Annotated in this window: 15 protein-coding genes and 1 pseudogene; 5 read left to right on the forward strand and 11 right to left on the reverse strand. The window is 68.6% G+C overall.

What is annotated here, in order from left to right; all coding sequences use genetic code 11:
* Window positions 1–33: 33 nt before the first annotated feature.
* The 3 genes from AC1DXX_RS18305 to AC1DXX_RS18315 form a co-directional block, all read right to left on the reverse strand.
* On the reverse strand, window positions 34–1,050 hold the full coding sequence (locus AC1DXX_RS18305; protein WP_478135624.1) for a hypothetical protein: 1,017 nt from the start codon (window positions 1,048–1,050) through the stop codon (window positions 34–36).
* Window positions 1,047–1,964, reverse strand: a complete 918-nt coding sequence (locus AC1DXX_RS18310; RefSeq protein ID WP_478135625.1) for a hypothetical protein — start codon at window positions 1,962–1,964, stop codon at window positions 1,047–1,049. The genes AC1DXX_RS18305 and AC1DXX_RS18310 overlap by 4 nt, the downstream gene beginning before the upstream one ends.
* Window positions 1,965–2,496: 532 nt before the next feature.
* The gene (locus tag AC1DXX_RS18315) at window positions 2,497–3,435 is read right to left on the reverse strand and encodes a LysR family transcriptional regulator (protein ID WP_478135626.1); all 939 of its coding nucleotides are present in this window, start codon (window positions 3,433–3,435) and stop codon (window positions 2,497–2,499) included.
* A gap of 72 nt (window positions 3,436–3,507) precedes the next feature.
* On the opposite strand from AC1DXX_RS18315, the gene AC1DXX_RS18320 reads away from it, so the two are divergent.
* The 4 genes from AC1DXX_RS18320 to AC1DXX_RS18335 all read left to right on the forward strand — a co-directional run bounded on the left by AC1DXX_RS18320 (window position 3,508) and on the right by AC1DXX_RS18335 (window position 8,276).
* Complete coding sequence (locus AC1DXX_RS18320) at window positions 3,508–4,170, forward strand: HAD family hydrolase (RefSeq protein ID WP_478135640.1); 663 nt, start codon at window positions 3,508–3,510, stop codon at window positions 4,168–4,170.
* Window positions 4,167–5,159 carry a tripartite tricarboxylate transporter substrate-binding protein gene (locus AC1DXX_RS18325; protein ID WP_478135627.1) on the forward strand — a complete coding sequence of 331 codons (993 nt, stop codon included), beginning with the start codon at window positions 4,167–4,169 and terminating at the stop codon, window positions 5,157–5,159. Before AC1DXX_RS18320 ends, AC1DXX_RS18325 begins: the two co-directional genes overlap by 4 nt.
* An 8-nt stretch (window positions 5,160–5,167) precedes the next feature.
* Entirely contained in the window at window positions 5,168–6,316 is a 1,149-nt protein-coding gene (locus AC1DXX_RS18330) for a DSD1 family PLP-dependent enzyme (protein ID WP_478135628.1), read from the forward strand.
* Window positions 6,317–6,545: 229 nt separating this feature from the next.
* A complete protein-coding gene (locus tag AC1DXX_RS18335; RefSeq protein WP_478135629.1) occupies window positions 6,546–8,276 on the forward strand; it encodes a GMC family oxidoreductase in 1,731 nt (576 codons plus the stop codon).
* On the opposite strand, the pseudogene AC1DXX_RS18340 reads toward AC1DXX_RS18335, so the two are convergent.
* The 8 genes and pseudogenes from AC1DXX_RS18340 to AC1DXX_RS18375 all read right to left on the reverse strand — a co-directional run.
* Window positions 8,179–9,201 (reverse strand): annotated as a pseudogene (locus AC1DXX_RS18340) (LacI family DNA-binding transcriptional regulator); the annotation flags it as partial. The gene AC1DXX_RS18335 and the pseudogene AC1DXX_RS18340 sit on opposite strands and share 98 nt — an antisense overlap.
* Window position 9,202: 1 nt before the next feature.
* Window positions 9,203–10,183, reverse strand: a complete 981-nt coding sequence (locus AC1DXX_RS18345; protein WP_478135630.1) for a 2-hydroxyacid dehydrogenase — start codon at window positions 10,181–10,183, stop codon at window positions 9,203–9,205.
* A 2-nt stretch (window positions 10,184–10,185) separates the two neighbouring features.
* Window positions 10,186–11,139, reverse strand: a complete 954-nt coding sequence (locus AC1DXX_RS18350; RefSeq protein WP_478135631.1) for a sugar kinase — start codon at window positions 11,137–11,139, stop codon at window positions 10,186–10,188.
* 8 nt (window positions 11,140–11,147) lie between these two features.
* Window positions 11,148–11,891 carry a sugar phosphate isomerase/epimerase family protein gene (locus tag AC1DXX_RS18355; RefSeq protein WP_478135632.1) on the reverse strand — a complete coding sequence of 248 codons (744 nt, stop codon included), beginning with the start codon at window positions 11,889–11,891 and terminating at the stop codon, window positions 11,148–11,150.
* Complete coding sequence (locus AC1DXX_RS18360; RefSeq protein ID WP_478135633.1) at window positions 11,891–12,646, reverse strand: amino acid ABC transporter ATP-binding protein; 756 nt, start codon at window positions 12,644–12,646, stop codon at window positions 11,891–11,893. Before AC1DXX_RS18360 ends, AC1DXX_RS18355 begins: the two co-directional genes overlap by 1 nt.
* Before the next feature lie 32 nt (window positions 12,647–12,678).
* Window positions 12,679–13,476: a transporter substrate-binding domain-containing protein gene (locus AC1DXX_RS18365; RefSeq protein WP_478135634.1), complete on the reverse strand. Its 798-nt coding sequence runs from the start codon at window positions 13,474–13,476 to the stop codon at window positions 12,679–12,681.
* Window positions 13,477–13,525: 49 nt separating this feature from the next.
* Window positions 13,526–14,179, reverse strand: a complete 654-nt coding sequence (locus AC1DXX_RS18370; protein WP_478135635.1) for an amino acid ABC transporter permease — start codon at window positions 14,177–14,179, stop codon at window positions 13,526–13,528.
* A 27-nt stretch (window positions 14,180–14,206) separates the two neighbouring features.
* Window positions 14,207–14,878, reverse strand: a complete 672-nt coding sequence (locus AC1DXX_RS18375; protein WP_478135636.1) for an amino acid ABC transporter permease — start codon at window positions 14,876–14,878, stop codon at window positions 14,207–14,209.
* A gap of 123 nt (window positions 14,879–15,001) precedes the next feature.
* Between AC1DXX_RS18375 and AC1DXX_RS18380 the strand changes: the two genes are divergently transcribed.
* Window positions 15,002–16,519 (forward strand): hypothetical protein (locus AC1DXX_RS18380; RefSeq protein WP_478135637.1); only part of this gene is annotated, 1,518 nt, incomplete at its 3' end.

Here is a 16,519-nt window from a genome sequence, read left to right on the forward strand (position 1 = left end):
TCCGGGCCGCAAAGGACCATGCAAGCGAACCGGCTACTTGCGCTTCCAGCTCGCCACCGTGATGAACACGCCGGTCTCCTGCGCATCGCGCAGGCGGATGCTGTAGCGGCCCGCACCGTCGGTGCCGTTGAAGACGACCTCGCGGCCCTCTTCGTCCAGCGTCGCGCCCTTTGCGAGTTCGCGGTAGGTGCCGACCAGCGCGCCGAGCCCGGCATAGCTGCGCAGCGTGACCTCGGCATCGGGGAGCCGGGCCTCGGGGCGCTGCGCGCGCTCGTACGCCGTGCGCATCGGCTGGCCGACGAGGCCCTTGGGGAGCACGATCTTGCCGGCGCTCGCCGTGCTGTTCACCTCGGCCGTCTGCACCAGCAACGGGTGCAGCGATGCCGGGAAGCCCGGCGGCAGCTGTTCGACATGCCAGCCCGGCACATCCGGCTGGCCGGTGATGTATTCGACACTCGCGATCTTCTGCGCGGCCGCGACATCCGCCGGATCGTCGCTGTCGGCCATGGCCGCCAGGAACGACGGCAGTGTCTTGCTCCAGGCCACCAGCGGTGCGGCGTCCGCCTGGCTGGCACCGGTGCGCTGGAAGACCGACAGCACGGTCTGCGGCGCGGGGTTGCACACCTTCGGCTTGTCGCTGCTCGCCGGCGCGCGGCAATGGCCGTTGACCAACCCCAACGCCACCAGCCGGCCTTCGGCGTCGAGCAACATGGCCGCGCGTTCCTCGCCATGGCCGCCACCGCTGACCGACGCGATGACCTTGCGGCCGTCGGGCCAGACGGTGCGCGTGATGTCGTACTTGGAACGCATGCCCTCGAGCAACTGCTGTGCGATCAGGGTATCGGGCTCGGTGTAGTTGCCGCGCGCGTAGCCGACCATGCCGATCACGGCGCTGCGGATGCGCGTCTGCTCGCTGAGCCGCAGCGCAGGCGCGGGCAGCTCCGTCGTGACGGGACCCGAGGCCTCGGGTTGTGCGCCCTGCGCATGGGCGGTGACCGCGCAGGCGAGCAGCAGCGACGCCATGGCGGCCGGAATCAACTTCTTCTTCATTCGGAAATCTCCACTTCGATGTTCGTGATCGCCGGCATGTCCCGGTCGTGCTTCACGTTGACCGAAAAAGCCACGCCCTTGCGGCTGCCCGCGACGTAGCCGTTGCGCTCGTCCAGCCCCGACTCCATCTCTTCGAGCGGCGGCGTCAGCTGCTTGTAGAAGGCCAGCACCTGTTCCATGCTGTCCGTGGTCTGCAGGCGCAGCACGCGCCTGGCCTTGGCGTCGCTCAGCGCATCCTGCCCGGTGCGATGGATCTGCGACTTCGGGTACAGCGGCACCGCCGCCGAAAAACCCTTCGGCCGTTCGACGGGGCGTGCAGCGGTGTGCGCCGCATCCATCGTGGCGTACTCGGTCTTCGCGATCCTTTCGCCGTCGCCGGACTGCAGGTCTTCGGGCACCTGGCGGCTCCAGGCGAGCAACGGCTGCGCCTTGGCGCGATCGAAGCCGGGGCGCAGGAAGATCGACAGCACCGCGTGCTGGTCGTCCAGGCAACCGGCGGAAGCCGAACCGTTGCCGCACTGGCGATGCACCAGCGCCGCGGCCAGCACATAGCCGCTGCGGTCGTCGAGCAACACGGCCGCGCGCTCGCTGCCGCCATAGGGCCGGCGGTACGACGACAGCAGCCGCTGGCCGCCGGGCAAGGCCTGCTGCTTGCGGTCGCGGCGCGACGACAGCCCCGAGATCAGTTGTTCGGCCAGCAAGCCTTCGGGCCAGTAGTAGGAGCCGGACGCCATGCCGGCGAAGCGGGTCAGGGCGAGATCGATGGCGGGGGTCTGGGTGTCTTCCTGCGCGCGGTCGGTGTTCAGCGTCAGGACGGCATCGGCGGCCGAGGCAGGGGCTGCTGCGCCGGAAGTGGAGAGAAGAAGAACAGCCAGGAAAGCAGGAGGAGCGGAGCGAAGTCGGAAAAGAGGCATGCGGAAAGATGGGATGAACGATGCGCCTTGCCTGGTTGTGCCGGGCAAACGCGGGGCTGGATTCTAGAAGGCCCTCGCAACGCGAGGCGCCCACCGTTTCACCGCGATGGAACGAAATTGGCAAGCTGCCTGCCGCGCGGCATTTCGGTTTTTCATGGCGCCATCCGCATCGCATGAAACGGATGCGAAGTGCGTGAAGACCGAGGTGCGTTTCTTCGGGGTACGTGCACAGGACACCGGGTGCTCCCCTCCGCGAATGTCCCCCGCTTCGGCTTTCGCCCCTCCTCCTTTGTTTCGCTGCGGGGAGCACCCGGTGCCCTGCGCACGATGGACGCAGCGCCCGTGCGAGCCGATCAACAAGTGCTCTGAGCGATCACGCCGATGGGGTGCCTTGCGCAGCGAAATAAAGGAGGAGGCATGCGGCCTTAGGCCGCGCCGGGGGACATTCGCGGAGCAGAGCACACCGTCGGCGTGAGCGCGCCCTGAACAGCGGATGCCAACAACACAACGCGACGAACAGAAATGCAAGGTGTCATTTCTTGGACAGCCGGGCAGGCGAGCCACCGAAGCTCGCCTCCAGAAACTCGATCAACGCCTGCACGCGCGCCGTCCGCCCCTTGCGGGTAGGAACCAGCAGGATCACGGGCGCGCTGTCGAACTGCCAGTCCGCCAGCACCCGCACCAGCGAGCCCCGCGCGATGGCGTCGGCTGCGTCCCATTCGGAGCGCAGCACCAGCCCCATGCCCTGCTCGGCCCATTGCCGGGCCACGCTGCCGTCGTTGGTGACGAAGGCCGGCGAGATGCGCAGCGTTTCGCGTGCCGCCGCGCGCTGCTGCTGCGCCGCCGCCTTGCCGGCCCGGCGCACATGCCACAGCGTCACGTCCTCGTCGTTCTCGCGGATGACGATGCAGGCGTGCGCCATCACGTCGCGCGGGACGCGGGGTACGCCGTGCACGCGCAGGTACTCCGGGCTCGCGCACAGCCAGCGCTCGTTGGCGCTCAGCGTGCGCGCGACCCACGACGAATCGCGCACCGTGCCGATGTGGATGATCGCGTCGGCATCGTGCCGGTCGGGCCACGGCGTCTCGCGCAGGTCGAACTGGATGTGCAAGCCCGGATGCAGGCGGGCGAAGCGCGCAAGCATCGGCGCCACGTACTGCCGGCCATAGCCGAACGGTGCGGCGATGCGCAATGTGCCGGTGAGCCGGCGGTCCTCGCGCTGCATCGATTCGCGCAGCCCCTCGATCTGCCCGAGCAGCGCCGCGGCTTCGCGCGCGAAGCGCTCGCCCTCCGGCGTCAGGCTCAGCCGCCGCGCGGTGCGGGTGGCGAGCGAGAGGCCGAGCGTGGCCTCGAGCTTGCGCAACCGCATCGACAACGCCGGTGGCGTGACGTCGAGCGAGCGCGCCGCGGCACTGAGGGAAGGCTCGCGCAGCAGGGCGGCCGCCAGTTGCATGTCCTCGATCTGGATCATTAATCTGCGCTTAACGATTGATGAGCGCACATTGAAGCACAACGATGGCTTCGATATGTACAGTCCATGGCCATGCAAACACCCGCCACGCCTCCCGGCGCCTACCCCCGCGCCGTGCTCTTCGACCTGCTCACCGCCCTGCTCGACTCCTGGACCGTCTGGAACGCCGCGGCCGGCTCCGAGGAAAAAGGCCGCGCATGGCGCGCCGAATACCTGCGGCTCACCTACGGCTGCGGCGCCTACGTGCCCTACGAGCAGCTGGTGAAAGACGCCGCCCGCAACACCGGCATGGCCGACGGCGCGCCGGACGCGCTCGAAGCGCATTGGGACGAACTCCCCGCGTGGGACGGCGCACGCGAGCTGCTGCTGGCGCTCCAGCCGCATTGCAAGCTCGCGGTGGTCACCAACTGCTCGCGCCGGCTCGGCCATCGCGCGGCGTCGCTGCTGGGCGTCGACTGGGACGTGGTCGTCACCTCCGAGGAGGCCGGCTTCTACAAACCCGACCCGCGCCCGTACCGCATGGCGCTCGACCGGCTCGGCGTGAAGGCGGACGACGCCGCCTTCGTCGCCGGGTCGGGCTACGACATGTTCGGCACCTCGGCCGTCGGCCTGCGCACCTGTTGGCACAACCGCGTGGGACTCGCGCTGCCGCAAGGCGCACCGTCGCCCGAGCTGCAGGGGCCGACGCTCGCGCACGCCCTGCCGTGGCTGCAGTCCTTCAGGCGCGCCGCATGACCCGGCGCCCCGCGCTTCTGCGTGGCCTGCTTGCAATGATGGCGGCGTTCGCGCTGCACGCACCCGCGTTCTCGCAGGCCACCAGCTTTCCGCAGCGCCCTGTCACGCTGATCGTGCCCTTCCCGCCGGGCGGCCCGAGCGACGCACTGGCGCGCGGTTTCGCGCTGCACATGGGCAAGCAGCTCGGCCAGGCCGTCATCGTCGAGAACGTGGCCGGCGCGGGCGGGACCATCGGCCTCACCAAGGCCGTCAAAGCCGCGCCCGACGGCTACACGCTGGCCTTCGGCACCATCGGCACGCACGTCGCCAATGTCGCGCTGTACAAGAAGCTGCCCTACGACCCCGAGGCCGATTTCCAACCCGTCGGCCTCGCGGGCGCCGCGCCGATGCTGCTGCTCGCACGGGCCGACCTGCCCGCGAAGAACCTCAAGGAGTTCGTCGCATGGCTCGGCGCCCACAAGGCCAAGGCCTCGTTCGGCAGCGCGGGTGTCGGCTCCATTTCCCATTACGGCTGCGTGCTGCTGCTCTCCGCGCTGCAGCAGAACGTCGCGCACATTCCCTACAAGGGCGTGGCGCCGGCCATGAACGACCTGATGGGCGGCCAGACCGACTTCATGTGCGACCAGACCACCACCGCGCTGCCGCAGGTGGCGGGCGGCAGGATCAAGGCGCTGGCCGTGCTGTCGTCGACGCGCCTGCCGCAGCTGCCCGCCGTCGGCACCGCCGCGGAGGCCGGCTTCGCGCTCGACGTGCGCGCCTGGAACGCCATCTTCGCGCCGCGCGGCACGCCCGAGCCCGAGATGGCACGGCTGCGCTCCGCGCTGGCCGGTGCCGCGGCCGATCCCGAATTCCGCCGGCAGATGCAGGCCGTGGGCGTGGACCTGCCGGCGCCCGATGCGCTCAAGCCTGCCGCAGTGTCCGCGCTGATCGCGCGCGGACTGCGCGACGACGTGCCCGCCCTCAAGGCCAAGGGCGACTACCTGGACTGACCCACCCCATGACTTCTTCCTTCTCTTCGTCCCTCGCGACCATCGACACCCCCGCCGCCATCGTCGAGCGGCCGCGCATGCAGCACAACATCGAGCGGATGCAGCAGCGCATGAACGCGCTGGGCGTGCGCTTCCGACCGCACGTCAAGACCAGCAAGTGCATCGACGTGGCCCGGGCGCAGCGCGATGCCGGCGCGCAGGGCATCACCGTCTCGACGCTGAAGGAGGCCGAGCAGTTCTTCGCCGCCGGCTTCACCGACATCCTCTATGCCGTGGGCATGGCGCCGCACCGGCTGCCGCATGCGCTGGAACTGCGCCGCCGCGGCTGCGCGCTCGGCATCATCACGGGCGGCGTCGCCTCGGCGCGCGCCATCGCCGAGTTCGGCCGCGCGAACGGCGAAGCCTTCGACGTGCTGATCGAGGTCGACACCGATGGCCATCGCTCCGGCATCCGCCCGGAGGACGATGTGCTGCTCCAGGTCGCGCAGCTGCTGCACGACGGCGGCATGCGCCTCGGCGGCGTGATGACGCACGCCGGCTCCAGCTACGAGCTCGACACGCCCGAAGCGCTCAGGGCCATGGCCGAGCAGGAGCGCGCCGGCTGCGTGCAGGCCGCGCAAAGGCTGCGCGACGCCGGGCTGCCCTGCCCCGTGGTCAGCGTGGGCTCCACGCCCACGGCGCTCACGGCCGAGCGGCTCGACGGCGTGACCGAGGTGCGCGCGGGCGTCTATGTGTTCTTCGACCTGGTGATGCGCAATGTCGGCGTCTGCGGCGCGGACGAGATCGCGCTGAGCGTGCTCACCACCGTGATCGGCCACCAGGCCGAGAAAGGCTGGGCCATCGTCGATGCGGGCTGGATGGCCATGAGCCGCGACCGGGGCACGCGGAAGCAGAAGCGCGACTACGGCTACGGACAGGTCTGCGGCCTCGACGGCACGGTGCTCGACGGCTTTGTGCTCAGCGGCGCCAACCAGGAGCACGGCATCCTGTCGCGCGAGGGGGCGCACTGCACCGACATCGCCGCGCGCTTCCCGCTCGGCTCGCGCGTGCGCATCCTGCCCAACCATGCCTGCGCCACCGGCGCGCAATTTCCCGAGTACCACGCGCTGTCCGAAGACGGCTTGTTGCAGCCGTGGGGGCGCTTCCACGGATGGTGACCCCGGCGCCGACGGCACCGGACACTCAGGCCTTCGTGCGCGTCCCCGTGAGCGTCGGCAGCTCCGTCGCGCTGGAGTTGACGTTGACGCTGCGGTCGCAGGGGAACCCCGGGAGGCCGCGGCCGGCTGCATACCTTCGACCAGCGGGAAAACGCTAGGCGCCCGCCTGCACGTTGTTCCTACAGTCGTTCTCGCCCGGCAAGACGCGACAACAAGAGGAAAAAGCGCCATGGAATTCGACTACGTGATCGTGGGGGGCGGCTCCGGCGGTGCCACGCTGGCCTCCCGGCTCAGCGAAGACCCCGCCGTGACGGTCTGCCTGATCGAAGCCGGCGGCGATGGCCGGAGCATCCTGGTGCGCGCGCCGGCCGCCACGGTGGCGATGCTGCCGGGCCGCCCGCGCATCAACAACTACGCCTACCAGACCGTGCCGCAGCCCGGCCTCGACGGGCGCCGCGGCTACCAGCCGCGCGGGCGCTGCCTGGGCGGCTCCAGCGCGATCAACGCCATGCTCTATGTGCGCGGCCATCGCGGCGACTACGACGACTGGGAGCGCGCCGGCTGTGCGGGCTGGTCGTTCGACGAGGTGCTGCCGTACTTCAAGCGCGCCGAAGGCAACCAGCGCGGAAAGAGTGCGCTGCACGGCGCCGACGGGCCGCTGCAGGTGTCCGAGCAGCAGAGCCCGCGCCCGATCGCCGACGACTTCGTGCGGGCCGCGGCCGCGTGCGGCATTCCGCGCAACGACGACTTCAACGGCGCCGAGCAGGAAGGCGCAGGCCTCTACCAGGTCACGCAGTTCCACGGCGGCGCGAAGAACGGCGAGCGCTGCTCGGCGGCCGCGGCCTACCTGCATCCTGTGATGGACCGCCCCAACCTCACGGTGCTGGCCGGCACCCAGGCCCTGCGCGTGGTGCTCGAGGACAGGCGCGCCGTTGGCGTGGAGGTGCGGCGCAGCGGCAACACCGAGATCATCCGCGCGCGGCGCGAAGTGGCGCTGTGCGGCGGCGCCTTCAATTCGCCGCAGCTGCTGATGCTCTCGGGCATCGGCGACCCGGCCGAGCTGGGCCACCATGGCATCGCGGTGCAGTACGCGTTGCCGGGCGTCGGCCAGAACCTGCAGGACCACACGGACTTCATCCTCGCCTACAAGTCGAAGCAGACCGACCTGTTCGGCATCGGTGTGGTCGGCGGCCTGCACCTGATGAAGGCGATCCTCGAGTGGCGCAAGAGCGGCACGGGCATGATCGCAACGCCTTTCGCCGAAGGCGGCGCCTTCATCAAGTCGTCGCCGGAACTGCGCCGGCCCGACCTGCAGCTGCACTTCGTGATCGCGATCACCGACGACCATGCGCGCAAGCTGCACGGCGGCTTCGGCTTCTCATGCCATGTGTGCGTGCTGCGCCCCAAGGGCCGCGGCGACGTGCGGCTGAACGATGCGAACCCCGCGTCGGCGCCGCGCATCGACCCGCGCTTTCTCTCCGAGGCCGAAGACATGGCGCTCCTGCTGCAGGGCGTGAAGAAGACGCGCGAGATCCTGCGCGCACCGGCACTCGAGAAGTACCGGCACACCGAGCTCTACACGGCCGATGCGCACACCGACGAAGAACTCGCGCGGCACATCCGCGCGCGCGCCGACACCATCTACCACCCGGTGGGCACCTGCAAGATGGGCGTGGATGCGATGGCCGTGGTCGACGCGAAGTTGCGCGTGCATGGCATCGAAGGCCTGCGCGTGGTCGATGCCTCGGTGATGCCGACGCTGATCGGCGGCAACACCAACGCGCCGACGATCATGATCGCCGAGCGCGCAGCCGACTGGATGCGCGGGCCGATCACCTTCGACCGGGCTGTGCAGGATGCCAGAGCGCCCGGGACGAGCCCCGCACCATCAGCTCTCCCGGAAGCAGCAGCTGGCGCGGCGGTGCATCCAGTCCACGCAGCCGCTCGATCAGGCATGTAGCGGCCGTGCGGCCGATGGCATCGGTGGGCTGCGCCACGGTGCTCAGGCCGGGGCCGATCAGCGAGGCCCATTCGGGATCGTCGAAACCGACAAAACCCAGGTCGGCGCCGAACTGCCAGCCCAGGCGCGCCATGGCCTGCGCCACCCGCAGCGTGACCACGGCGTTGCCGGCCACCACCGCGGCGCGGCGGCCCCGCTTCGCGCGCTTGCGCAAGGCGATCAGCGCGGCATCGAGCGCGTCGCTCTCGTCCTCGACGCACTCGAAGACCTCGCCCGCCACGCGCGGCTCGTGCGCGGCCACGCAGGCGCCGAAGGCCGCCGTTCGCTCGCGCCGCGAACTCACGCCCTTCTGCGGTTCGGTGACATAGAGCAGTTCGCGATACCCGCCTTCGACCAGATGGCCGCAGGTGGCCCGCATCGCGGCGTGGTTGTCGAGCGAGACGAAGTCGGTGTGCATGCCCGTGTGCAGGCGGTCCACCAGCACGGCGGGCTTGCCATGCAGCGTGACCGCGTCGACCACGTTGCTGCCGCGCCCGAGCGTGTTGAGGATGAAGCCGTCGACCTGGTAGCCCGCCAGCGCATCGATGGCCTCGCGCTCGCGTTCGCTCTCGTTGCCGAGGTTGAACAGCATCACGAGGTAGCCGGCATCCTGGCAGGCCTTCTCGGCGCCGCGCAGCACCGCGACGGAATACGGATTGGTGATGTCGGCCACGATCAGGCCGATGAGCCGCGAGCGGCCGTGGCTCAGCGCCTGTGCCATCGGGCTCGGCGAATAGGCCAGCCTGGCGATGGCCACCTCGACGCGCGCGGCGATGTCGGGGCTCAGCAGGCGCTCGCGGTGGTTGAGGAAGCGCGAGACGGTGGCCTTGGAGACGCCCGCGGCCTCGGCGACGTCGGCGATGGTGGCGCGGCCCGTGGGCTTCATGTCATGCGGCGGCCGTGTCGTAGGGCGCAGTCGGTTTTTCGCCGGCCAGCACCTGCAGCAGGTTCGTCGTCGCGAGTTCGGCCATCGCATGCCGCGTTTCGTGCGTGGCCGAGCCGATGTGCGGCAGCGGCGTCACGCGCGGGTGCGTGCGCAAGGGCGAAGCCAGCGGCAAGGGCTCCTTGGCGAACACGTCGAGGCCGGCAGCGCGCAAGGTGCCGTGGTCCAGCGCGTGCAGCAATGCCTCTTCATCCACCGTAGGGCCGCGGCCGCCGTTGATGAAAGCGGCGCCCGGTTTCATGCGCGCGAAAAACGCTGCGTCGATCATGCCGCGCGTGGCGTCTGTCAGCGGCAGCATCGCGAGCACGATGTCGGCGCGCGCCAGCAGTTCGTCTTGCGGCGTGTGCGCCGCCCGGCCCAGCAGCTCGGGGGCCTGCGTGGCCAGGTCGACCGGCCGGCGCGCGTGGTACAGCACCGGCATGCCGAAGCCGAGCGCTGCACGCCGCGCCACGGCCTGCCCGATGCGGCCGAAGCCAAGGATGCCGAGCGTCTTGCCGTGCACGTCGCTGCCGAACAGTTCTTCGCCGATGTTCTTGTCCCAGCGCCCTTCGCGCACGAGATTCGACAGCTCGACCACGCGGCGCTGCGTGGCCATCAGCAGCGCAAACATCGTGTCGGCGACCGTCTCGGTGAGCACGTCGGGCGTGTGGCACAGCACGATGCCGCGCTTGTGCAGTTCCGCCAGCGGGTAGTTGTCGACGCCGACCGACACGCTCGAAATGACCTCGAGCCGTGGCGCCGCATCGAGCAGCGCGGCGTCGACCGTGTGGCTCGACCCGATCAGGCCGCTCGCGGTGCGCAGCGCGGCGGCAAAGGCCTCGGGCTCCTTGCGCGGATCGGCCACGATCACGTGATGCACGGCCTGCAGGCGCGCCAGCTGGTCCTCGGGCAACGGCCGGAAAACGAGCACATTCTTTTTCGTCATGGTCAGAGTCCTGCTTCTTCGAGTTGCGCGCGCGTCGGCAAGCCTTCGGTGTCGCCCAGCACCTGCACGGCGCGCGCGCCGATCCAGGCGCCGCGGCGCACGGCCTCGGGCACGCTCCTGCCTTCGAGCAATGCGCTCACCACGCCAGCCGCAAAGCCGTCGCCCGCGCCCACGGTGTCGATCACTTCCTTCACCGGGAAGCCGTCGACGCGGCCGGTGCCGGCCACGTCGCTGTCGTAGTAGGCGCCTTCGGCACCGAGCTTGACCACCACCAGCTTCGCGCCGCGCTCGCGGTAGAAGCGTGCCACGTCTTCGGGCTGGGTGTGGCCCGTGAGCAGCAGGCCCTCTTCGATGCCGGGCAGCACCCAGTCGGCGCGCGAGGCCAGCTCGTTGATCCAGTGGCGCATGGTCTCGGTCGAGGCCCACAGCGTCGGGCGCAGGTTGGTGTCGAACGAGATCGTGCGGCCCGCTGCGCGCATCACGTCCATGGTCTTCAGCGCGGCCTGCAGGCTGGTGTCGGAAATGGCGGCAAACACGCCTGTCGCGTGCAGATGGCGCGCCGAGCGCAGCCAGGCCTCGTCCACGTCGGCCGGCCCCATCTGGCTCGCGGCCGAGCCCTTGCGGTGGTACTCGACCGGCGGGTCGCTGCCATCGGTGACGCGGCCCTTGAACTGGAAGCCGGTGCGCTGCGTGGGGTCGCAGATCACATGCGAGCAGTCGATGCCCTCGCCCTGCATGGTCGCGAGCAGCGCGCGCGCCATCGAGTCGGTGCCGAGCCGGCTGGCCCAGCCCACCTTGAGACCCAGGCGCGACAGGCCGATGGCCACGTTGGTCTCGGCGCCCGCGGTGCGCTTGTGGAACGCCTCTGCGTTCTCCAGCGGACCGGGCCGGTCCGCCACCAGCAGCATCATGGCTTCGCCGAACAAGGCGACATCGAAAGCAGTGGGTTCTGGCATGTGTGGTGCTACGCCCGTGCGGCGCGGATGAATTCGATTTGCGAGCGGGTGACGGCCAGCAGGTCGTCGCCCACCAGAGGGTATTCGATGGCGTGGGGCACGTCGGCGGGCAAGGCGCGCAGTACCGCGCGCCACGGCGCGACCGAATCGCCCAGCGGCACCGCCACCCACTTGTGCGGCAGGCGCTGCGCGCCCTTGCAATGCACGTAGCGCACCCGGTGGCCGAGCGCCTGCGCGGCCTGCAGCGGACACTCGCCAAGCCAGTGCCAGTTGCCCATGTCGAAGGTCATGCCGAGCGTGACGCCGGCACGGTCGGCCACCTCGAAGAAAGTCTGCAATGCGGGCAATGTGCCGGCGCGCACGGTCTGGTCGTTTTCGATCAGCAGCTCGACGCGGGTCTCTGCAAGCTCCACCTTCAGGCCCCACAACGAGCCGTGCGAAGAAGGCTGGAAATCGCCGATGGACATCTTGAGCCGCTTCGCGCCGACGCGCGTTGCCGCGGCAATGCCGCGCTTGAGCGCCGCGCTGTCGAGCCAGCCGCCCTCGGCCCAGAGGCCCTCKGGGCTGGAATACACGGAGGCGAGACCGTTCAATGCGGGAAGCTCGGCCTCCGCATCGCGCAGCATCTCGCCACGCACTTCCACCGAATCGGCGCCGGCCGCGCGTGCAAGCTGCGAGCACCAGAGCTGCCCGTGCCGCCCCACCTCGGCCATGCCGAAGGACGACAGAGAGATCAAAATCTCGAAGGACATCAGTGGGCTTGGTGGGAACTGAGGATCTGACCGAGGAACTGGCGCGTGCGCTCGTCCTTCGGATTGCCGAAGAATTCTTCCGGCGGCGCCTGTTCGACGATCTTTCCGTCGGCCATGAAGATCACGCGGTCCGCCACGCTGCGGGCAAAGCCCATTTCGTGCGTCACACACAGCATGGTCATGCCGTCTTCGGCCAGGCCGATCATGGTGTCGAGCACTTCCTTGACCATCTCGGGGTCGAGCGCCGAAGTGGGCTCGTCGAACAGCATGATCTTGGGCGCCATGCACAGCGCGCGCGCAATCGCCACGCGCTGCTGCTGACCGCCCGAGAGCTGGCTCGGATACTTGCCGGCCTGCTCGGGAATGCGCACGCGGGTGAGGTACTTCATCGCCACCTCCTCGGCCTGGGCCTTCGTCATGCCGCGCGAACGCATCGGCGCGAGCGTGCAGTTGTCGAGGATGGTGAGGTGCGGGAACAGGTTGAACTGCTGGAACACCATGCCGACCTCGGCGCGCACCGCATCCACGTTCTTGCCGCCGGCCGTGAGGTCGATGCCGTCGACCACGATGCGGCCCTTCTGCACCGTCTCGAGGCGGTTGATGCAGCGGATGAGCGTCGACTTGCCCGAACCCGAAGGCCCGCAGATCACGATGCGCTCGCCCTGGCGCACCGACAGGTCGATGCCGGTCAACACCTGGAATTCACCGTACCACTTGTTGACCGCTTCCATGCGGATGATCGATTCCGTCGTCATGCCAGGATTCCTTCTTCTTCAGCCTCGGCGGCTCACTGCATCTTGGGCAGGTCGGCCTGCAGCCATTTTTGATAGAGCTTGTTGAGCTCGCCATTCGCCGTGTTCTTCGCGACGAATTCGTTGACCGCCTTGTGCAGCTCTTCCTGGCCCGGACGCATCGCGATGCCCATCGACTGCTGCACCAGCGTGAACTTGTTTTCGTAGGTGCCGGCAGGCACGCGCTTGGCGATCTGCGCCGCCACCGTGACCGAGCAGCCGATCGCATCGACCTGGCCCGAGATCAGCGCCTGCATGGCGGAAGCGTCGTCGTCGAAGCGGCGGATTTCGGTGCCTTCGGGTGCGGCCTTGGTCACGGCCACGTCCTGCGTCGAAGCGCGGGCCACACCCACGCGCAGGCCCTTCAGGTCGCCCGCGGCCTTGATGGGGGTCTTGGTGGCGCCGTACAGCACGATGGTCGCGGCCGCATAGGGCTGCGAGAACTGCACCTGCTTCGAACGCTCGGGCGTGATCGCCAGCGAAGCGACCAGCACGTCGACCTTGTTGGTCAGCAGGAAGGGAATGCGGTTCGGGCCGGTCACCGGCACGATGTTGGCCTTCACGCCCCACTCCTTGGCCAGCAGCTTGGCCACGTCGGCGTCATAGCCGTCGGGCTGGTTCTTCGCGTCGGTGGTGCCGTAGGGCGGAAAGTCGACCAGCATGCCGATGGTGATCTCGCCCTTCTTCTTGATGTCGGCCACGGACTGTGCCGAGGCGAAGGGTGCGAACACGGTGAGCGCGRCGCCGAGGCCAAGGGCTGCCAGCGCAGCGCGGCGGGTGGTGGTACGGGTCATTGGATGTATCTCCTGAAGAAAGGAAGAAAGCGACGAGAAAGAAAAATGGTCAGCGTGCGAGCGCCTGGGCGCGCTTGCGCTCCATGCGTGCGGCCAGCAGCGACAGCGGCCAGCAGATCGCGAAGTAGATGGCGGCCACCACCGAGAACACGATCAGCGGCTGGAAGGTGGCGTTGTTGATGATCTGCCCCGCGCGGGTGATCTCGGTGAAGCCGATGATGGCCGCGAGCGAGGTGCCCTTGATGATCTGCACCAGGTAGCCCACCGTGGGCGCGAGCGCGATCTTGAAGGCCTGCGGCAGCACCACATCGCGCATGCGTGCGCCGTACTTGAGGCTGAGCGCCTCGGCAGCCTCCCACTGGCCGCGCGGAATGGCCTGGATGCAGCCGCGCCAGATCTCGCCAAGGAAGGCCGCGCTGTTGAGGATGAGCGCCACGCCCGCGGCGATCCACGGATTGATGTCGAGCCCCAGCACCGGCGCGCCGAAGAAGATCAGGAAGAGCTGCAGCAGGAGCGGCGTGCCCTGGAAGATCTGGATGAAGACCATCGAGGCATTGCGCGCCCAGGTCGACTCGGACGTGCGCATGAGCGCGACGATGAGCCCCAGCACCGCGCCGCCGATGAACGCGATGGCCGAGAGCGCGAGCGTCCACTGGGCCGCTTCGAGGATGAAAAGGAATTCGGGAAAGCCGAAGGTACGCATGGTTGTTGTTGCTCCGTCCGTGGCCTGTTAGCGGCGGTCCGGGTAATTGAGCGTGCGCCTGTAGATCAGCTTGAACATGGCCGAGAAGGCCAGCGCCAGCGCGAGGTAGATGGCGGCCACGACGATGTAGATCTCAAAGCTGCGGAAGGTCTGCGACTGCAGGTTGGCGGCCACCGAGGTCAGGTYGTCGGCCGAGATGACCGACACCACGGCCGAGCTCAGCATCAGCAGGATGAACTGGCTCGTGAGCGCCGGATAGATGGCCTTGAGTGCGGGCTTGATGATGACGAAACGGAAGATTTCCCACGGCTTGAGGTTGAGCGCCCTGCCCGCCTCGATCTGCCCCTTGGGAATCGACTCGATGCCCGCGCGGATGATCTCGGTCGCATAGGCGCCGAGGTTCACCACCATCGCCACCAGCGCGGCTGTCTGCGGCGACCATCGCAGGCCGATGGCCGGCAGCGCGAAGAAGAAGAAAAACAGCTGCACGAGGAATGGCGTGTTGCGGATCACCTCGATGTAGGCATTGACGATGAAGCGCAGCCAGCCCGGCCCCGAGGTCTTGCCCCAGGCGCAGAAGATCGCGACCACCAGGCCCAGCAGCGTGGCGATGAGCGAGAGCTGGATCGTGATCCAGGTGCCCTTGAGCAGCAGCGGCCAGGCCGCGAAGACGGCGTCGAATTGAAACTGGTAGTTCATGGTGGGGCGCGCATGGCGTGGCCGTGCGCAAGCCTCGAAAGCAATGCTTGCAGCTTATATGAAACCGGTTTCAGGCCAAGTCAGGGATTCCCCTAGGTGGGCCCTTTTGCCTACACTGGTGCGATGCTGAATCCACCCGCGGCCACCATGCCCACCGAGGCCAACGCGCCCCTTTCCGGCGCTCCCACCGTGCAGCATTTCAGGCAAGCCCTGCTCTGGCCCCTGCGGCTGGTGCCGGCTCCGGATGCCAAGCCCACGCACCACGGCCCCTGGCATGTGCTGCGCGAGATGGGCGATGCCTCGCCCTGGCGCGAAGAGGTCGACGAATACACCGGCGACAGCAGCCGCTTCCACGAGCGGCACTACAACGAGTTCGTGAGCTTCCTGCCGTACGTGCAGCGCTTTCTCTACGGCGAAGGCCGCTCGAGGAACAAGGGCGACGATTCGGCTTCGGGCAACGACGGCGATTCGCCGATGCGCATCTTCCGCCGCCACGACATCGCGGCGGTGCGCGTGGTGGCGCAGCCCGGCGACGCGCCGGTCACGCTCGACGTGGTGCACTGCGACCTCTACTTCTTCTTCGACATCGACGTGGTGCTGCTCAACCTCGAAGTCGGGGTGAACAACCTGAGCCTCGCGCAGGCGCAGGACATCCTCTACCGCTTCGGCCGCGCCTATCCGGCGGGCTGGGACGCCGATGGCGCACCGCTGCACTGCATGGCGAGTGTCGAATGGCTGGCCGCCGACGGCCGCGTGCTCGCGCGCTCCGATGCGCAGCAGCGCGAGGCCTTTCTCTCGCACGTGGCGCAGCACCGCGCACCGCGCATCTCGGCCCACTGGGCCTTCTTGATGCAGCCGCTGGTGAGCGACCATTCGGAAGACCCCGGCGTGCTGCGCTACCGGCAGATCGAGTACTACCGCATGCCGGTGATGGCGTACCTCTCGCTCGACGATCCGAAACGCCTCACGCGCAACGACTTCATCCGCCTCGGGCTGGTCACCGGTGCCGCAGAGGCCGACGCGGCCCAACAGGCCCACCTGCCCTACGCGGAGCAGCATCTGGAAGACTTCGAGCGCCGCTACTGCTACGACCGCTTCTGGGTCGACGCCGGCGCGGCGCCCAATACGCGCTACCTGTGCAACGGCCACGCGCTGATCGTGGTGGGCGATTCGCATTCCGAATTCTTCTGCTGCCGCGACCGCGGCGTGCTCGCGCAGTTCCGGCACCAGCACTTCCTGCTGTTCCTGATCGCGCACTTCCAGAAGGCCTCGCTGCTGATGTTCTCGGACCAGCTGGTCGAGGCGCTCAAGAAGCTCGACATCCGCAGCACACCGAGCGTGAAGCAGTTCAAGCGCGCGATCCGTTCGAGCTTCGAGCGCTTTCTGCGCTTCACGCACCGCTACTGGTTCCACGAGATTTCGGAGCAGGCGCAGGTGCGCGCGCTGTCGCACATGTGCACCGCGCACCTGGGGCTCGATCCGCTCTACGACGAGGTCAAGGCGCGCATCGCCGACATGAACACGTACCTCGACGCCGACAGCCTGCGACGGCAGGCCAGCACCGTCGTGCGGCTCACGGTGGTCACGCTGTTCGGGCTGATCGGTACCGTGACGACGGGCTTCCTCGGCATGAACCTGCTG

The sequence above is a fragment of the Variovorax sp. P4_B10 genome (assembly GCF_056402375.1).

Excerpts from the sequence above, each read along its gene's own strand:
- AC1DXX_RS18305 (WP_478135624.1), bottom strand. The coding sequence starts at position 1,050 with ATGAAGAAGAAGTTGATTCCGGCCGCCATGGCGTCGCTGCTGCTCGCC.
- AC1DXX_RS18310 (WP_478135625.1), bottom strand. The coding sequence starts at position 1,964 with ATGCCTCTTTTCCGACTTCGCTCCGCTCCTCCTGCTTTCCTGGCTGTT.
- AC1DXX_RS18315 (WP_478135626.1), bottom strand. The coding sequence starts at position 3,435 with ATGATCCAGATCGAGGACATGCAACTGGCGGCCGCCCTGCTGCGCGAG.
- AC1DXX_RS18320 (WP_478135640.1), top strand. The coding sequence starts at position 3,508 with ATGCAAACACCCGCCACGCCTCCCGGCGCCTACCCCCGCGCCGTGCTC.
- AC1DXX_RS18325 (WP_478135627.1), top strand. The coding sequence starts at position 4,167 with ATGACCCGGCGCCCCGCGCTTCTGCGTGGCCTGCTTGCAATGATGGCG.
- AC1DXX_RS18330 (WP_478135628.1), top strand. The coding sequence starts at position 5,168 with ATGACTTCTTCCTTCTCTTCGTCCCTCGCGACCATCGACACCCCCGCC.
- AC1DXX_RS18335 (WP_478135629.1), top strand. The coding sequence starts at position 6,546 with ATGGAATTCGACTACGTGATCGTGGGGGGCGGCTCCGGCGGTGCCACG.
- AC1DXX_RS18345 (WP_478135630.1), bottom strand. The coding sequence starts at position 10,183 with ATGACGAAAAAGAATGTGCTCGTTTTCCGGCCGTTGCCCGAGGACCAG.
- AC1DXX_RS18350 (WP_478135631.1), bottom strand. The coding sequence starts at position 11,139 with ATGCCAGAACCCACTGCTTTCGATGTCGCCTTGTTCGGCGAAGCCATG.
- AC1DXX_RS18360 (WP_478135633.1), bottom strand. The coding sequence starts at position 12,646 with ATGACGACGGAATCGATCATCCGCATGGAAGCGGTCAACAAGTGGTAC.
- AC1DXX_RS18370 (WP_478135635.1), bottom strand. The coding sequence starts at position 14,179 with ATGCGTACCTTCGGCTTTCCCGAATTCCTTTTCATCCTCGAAGCGGCC.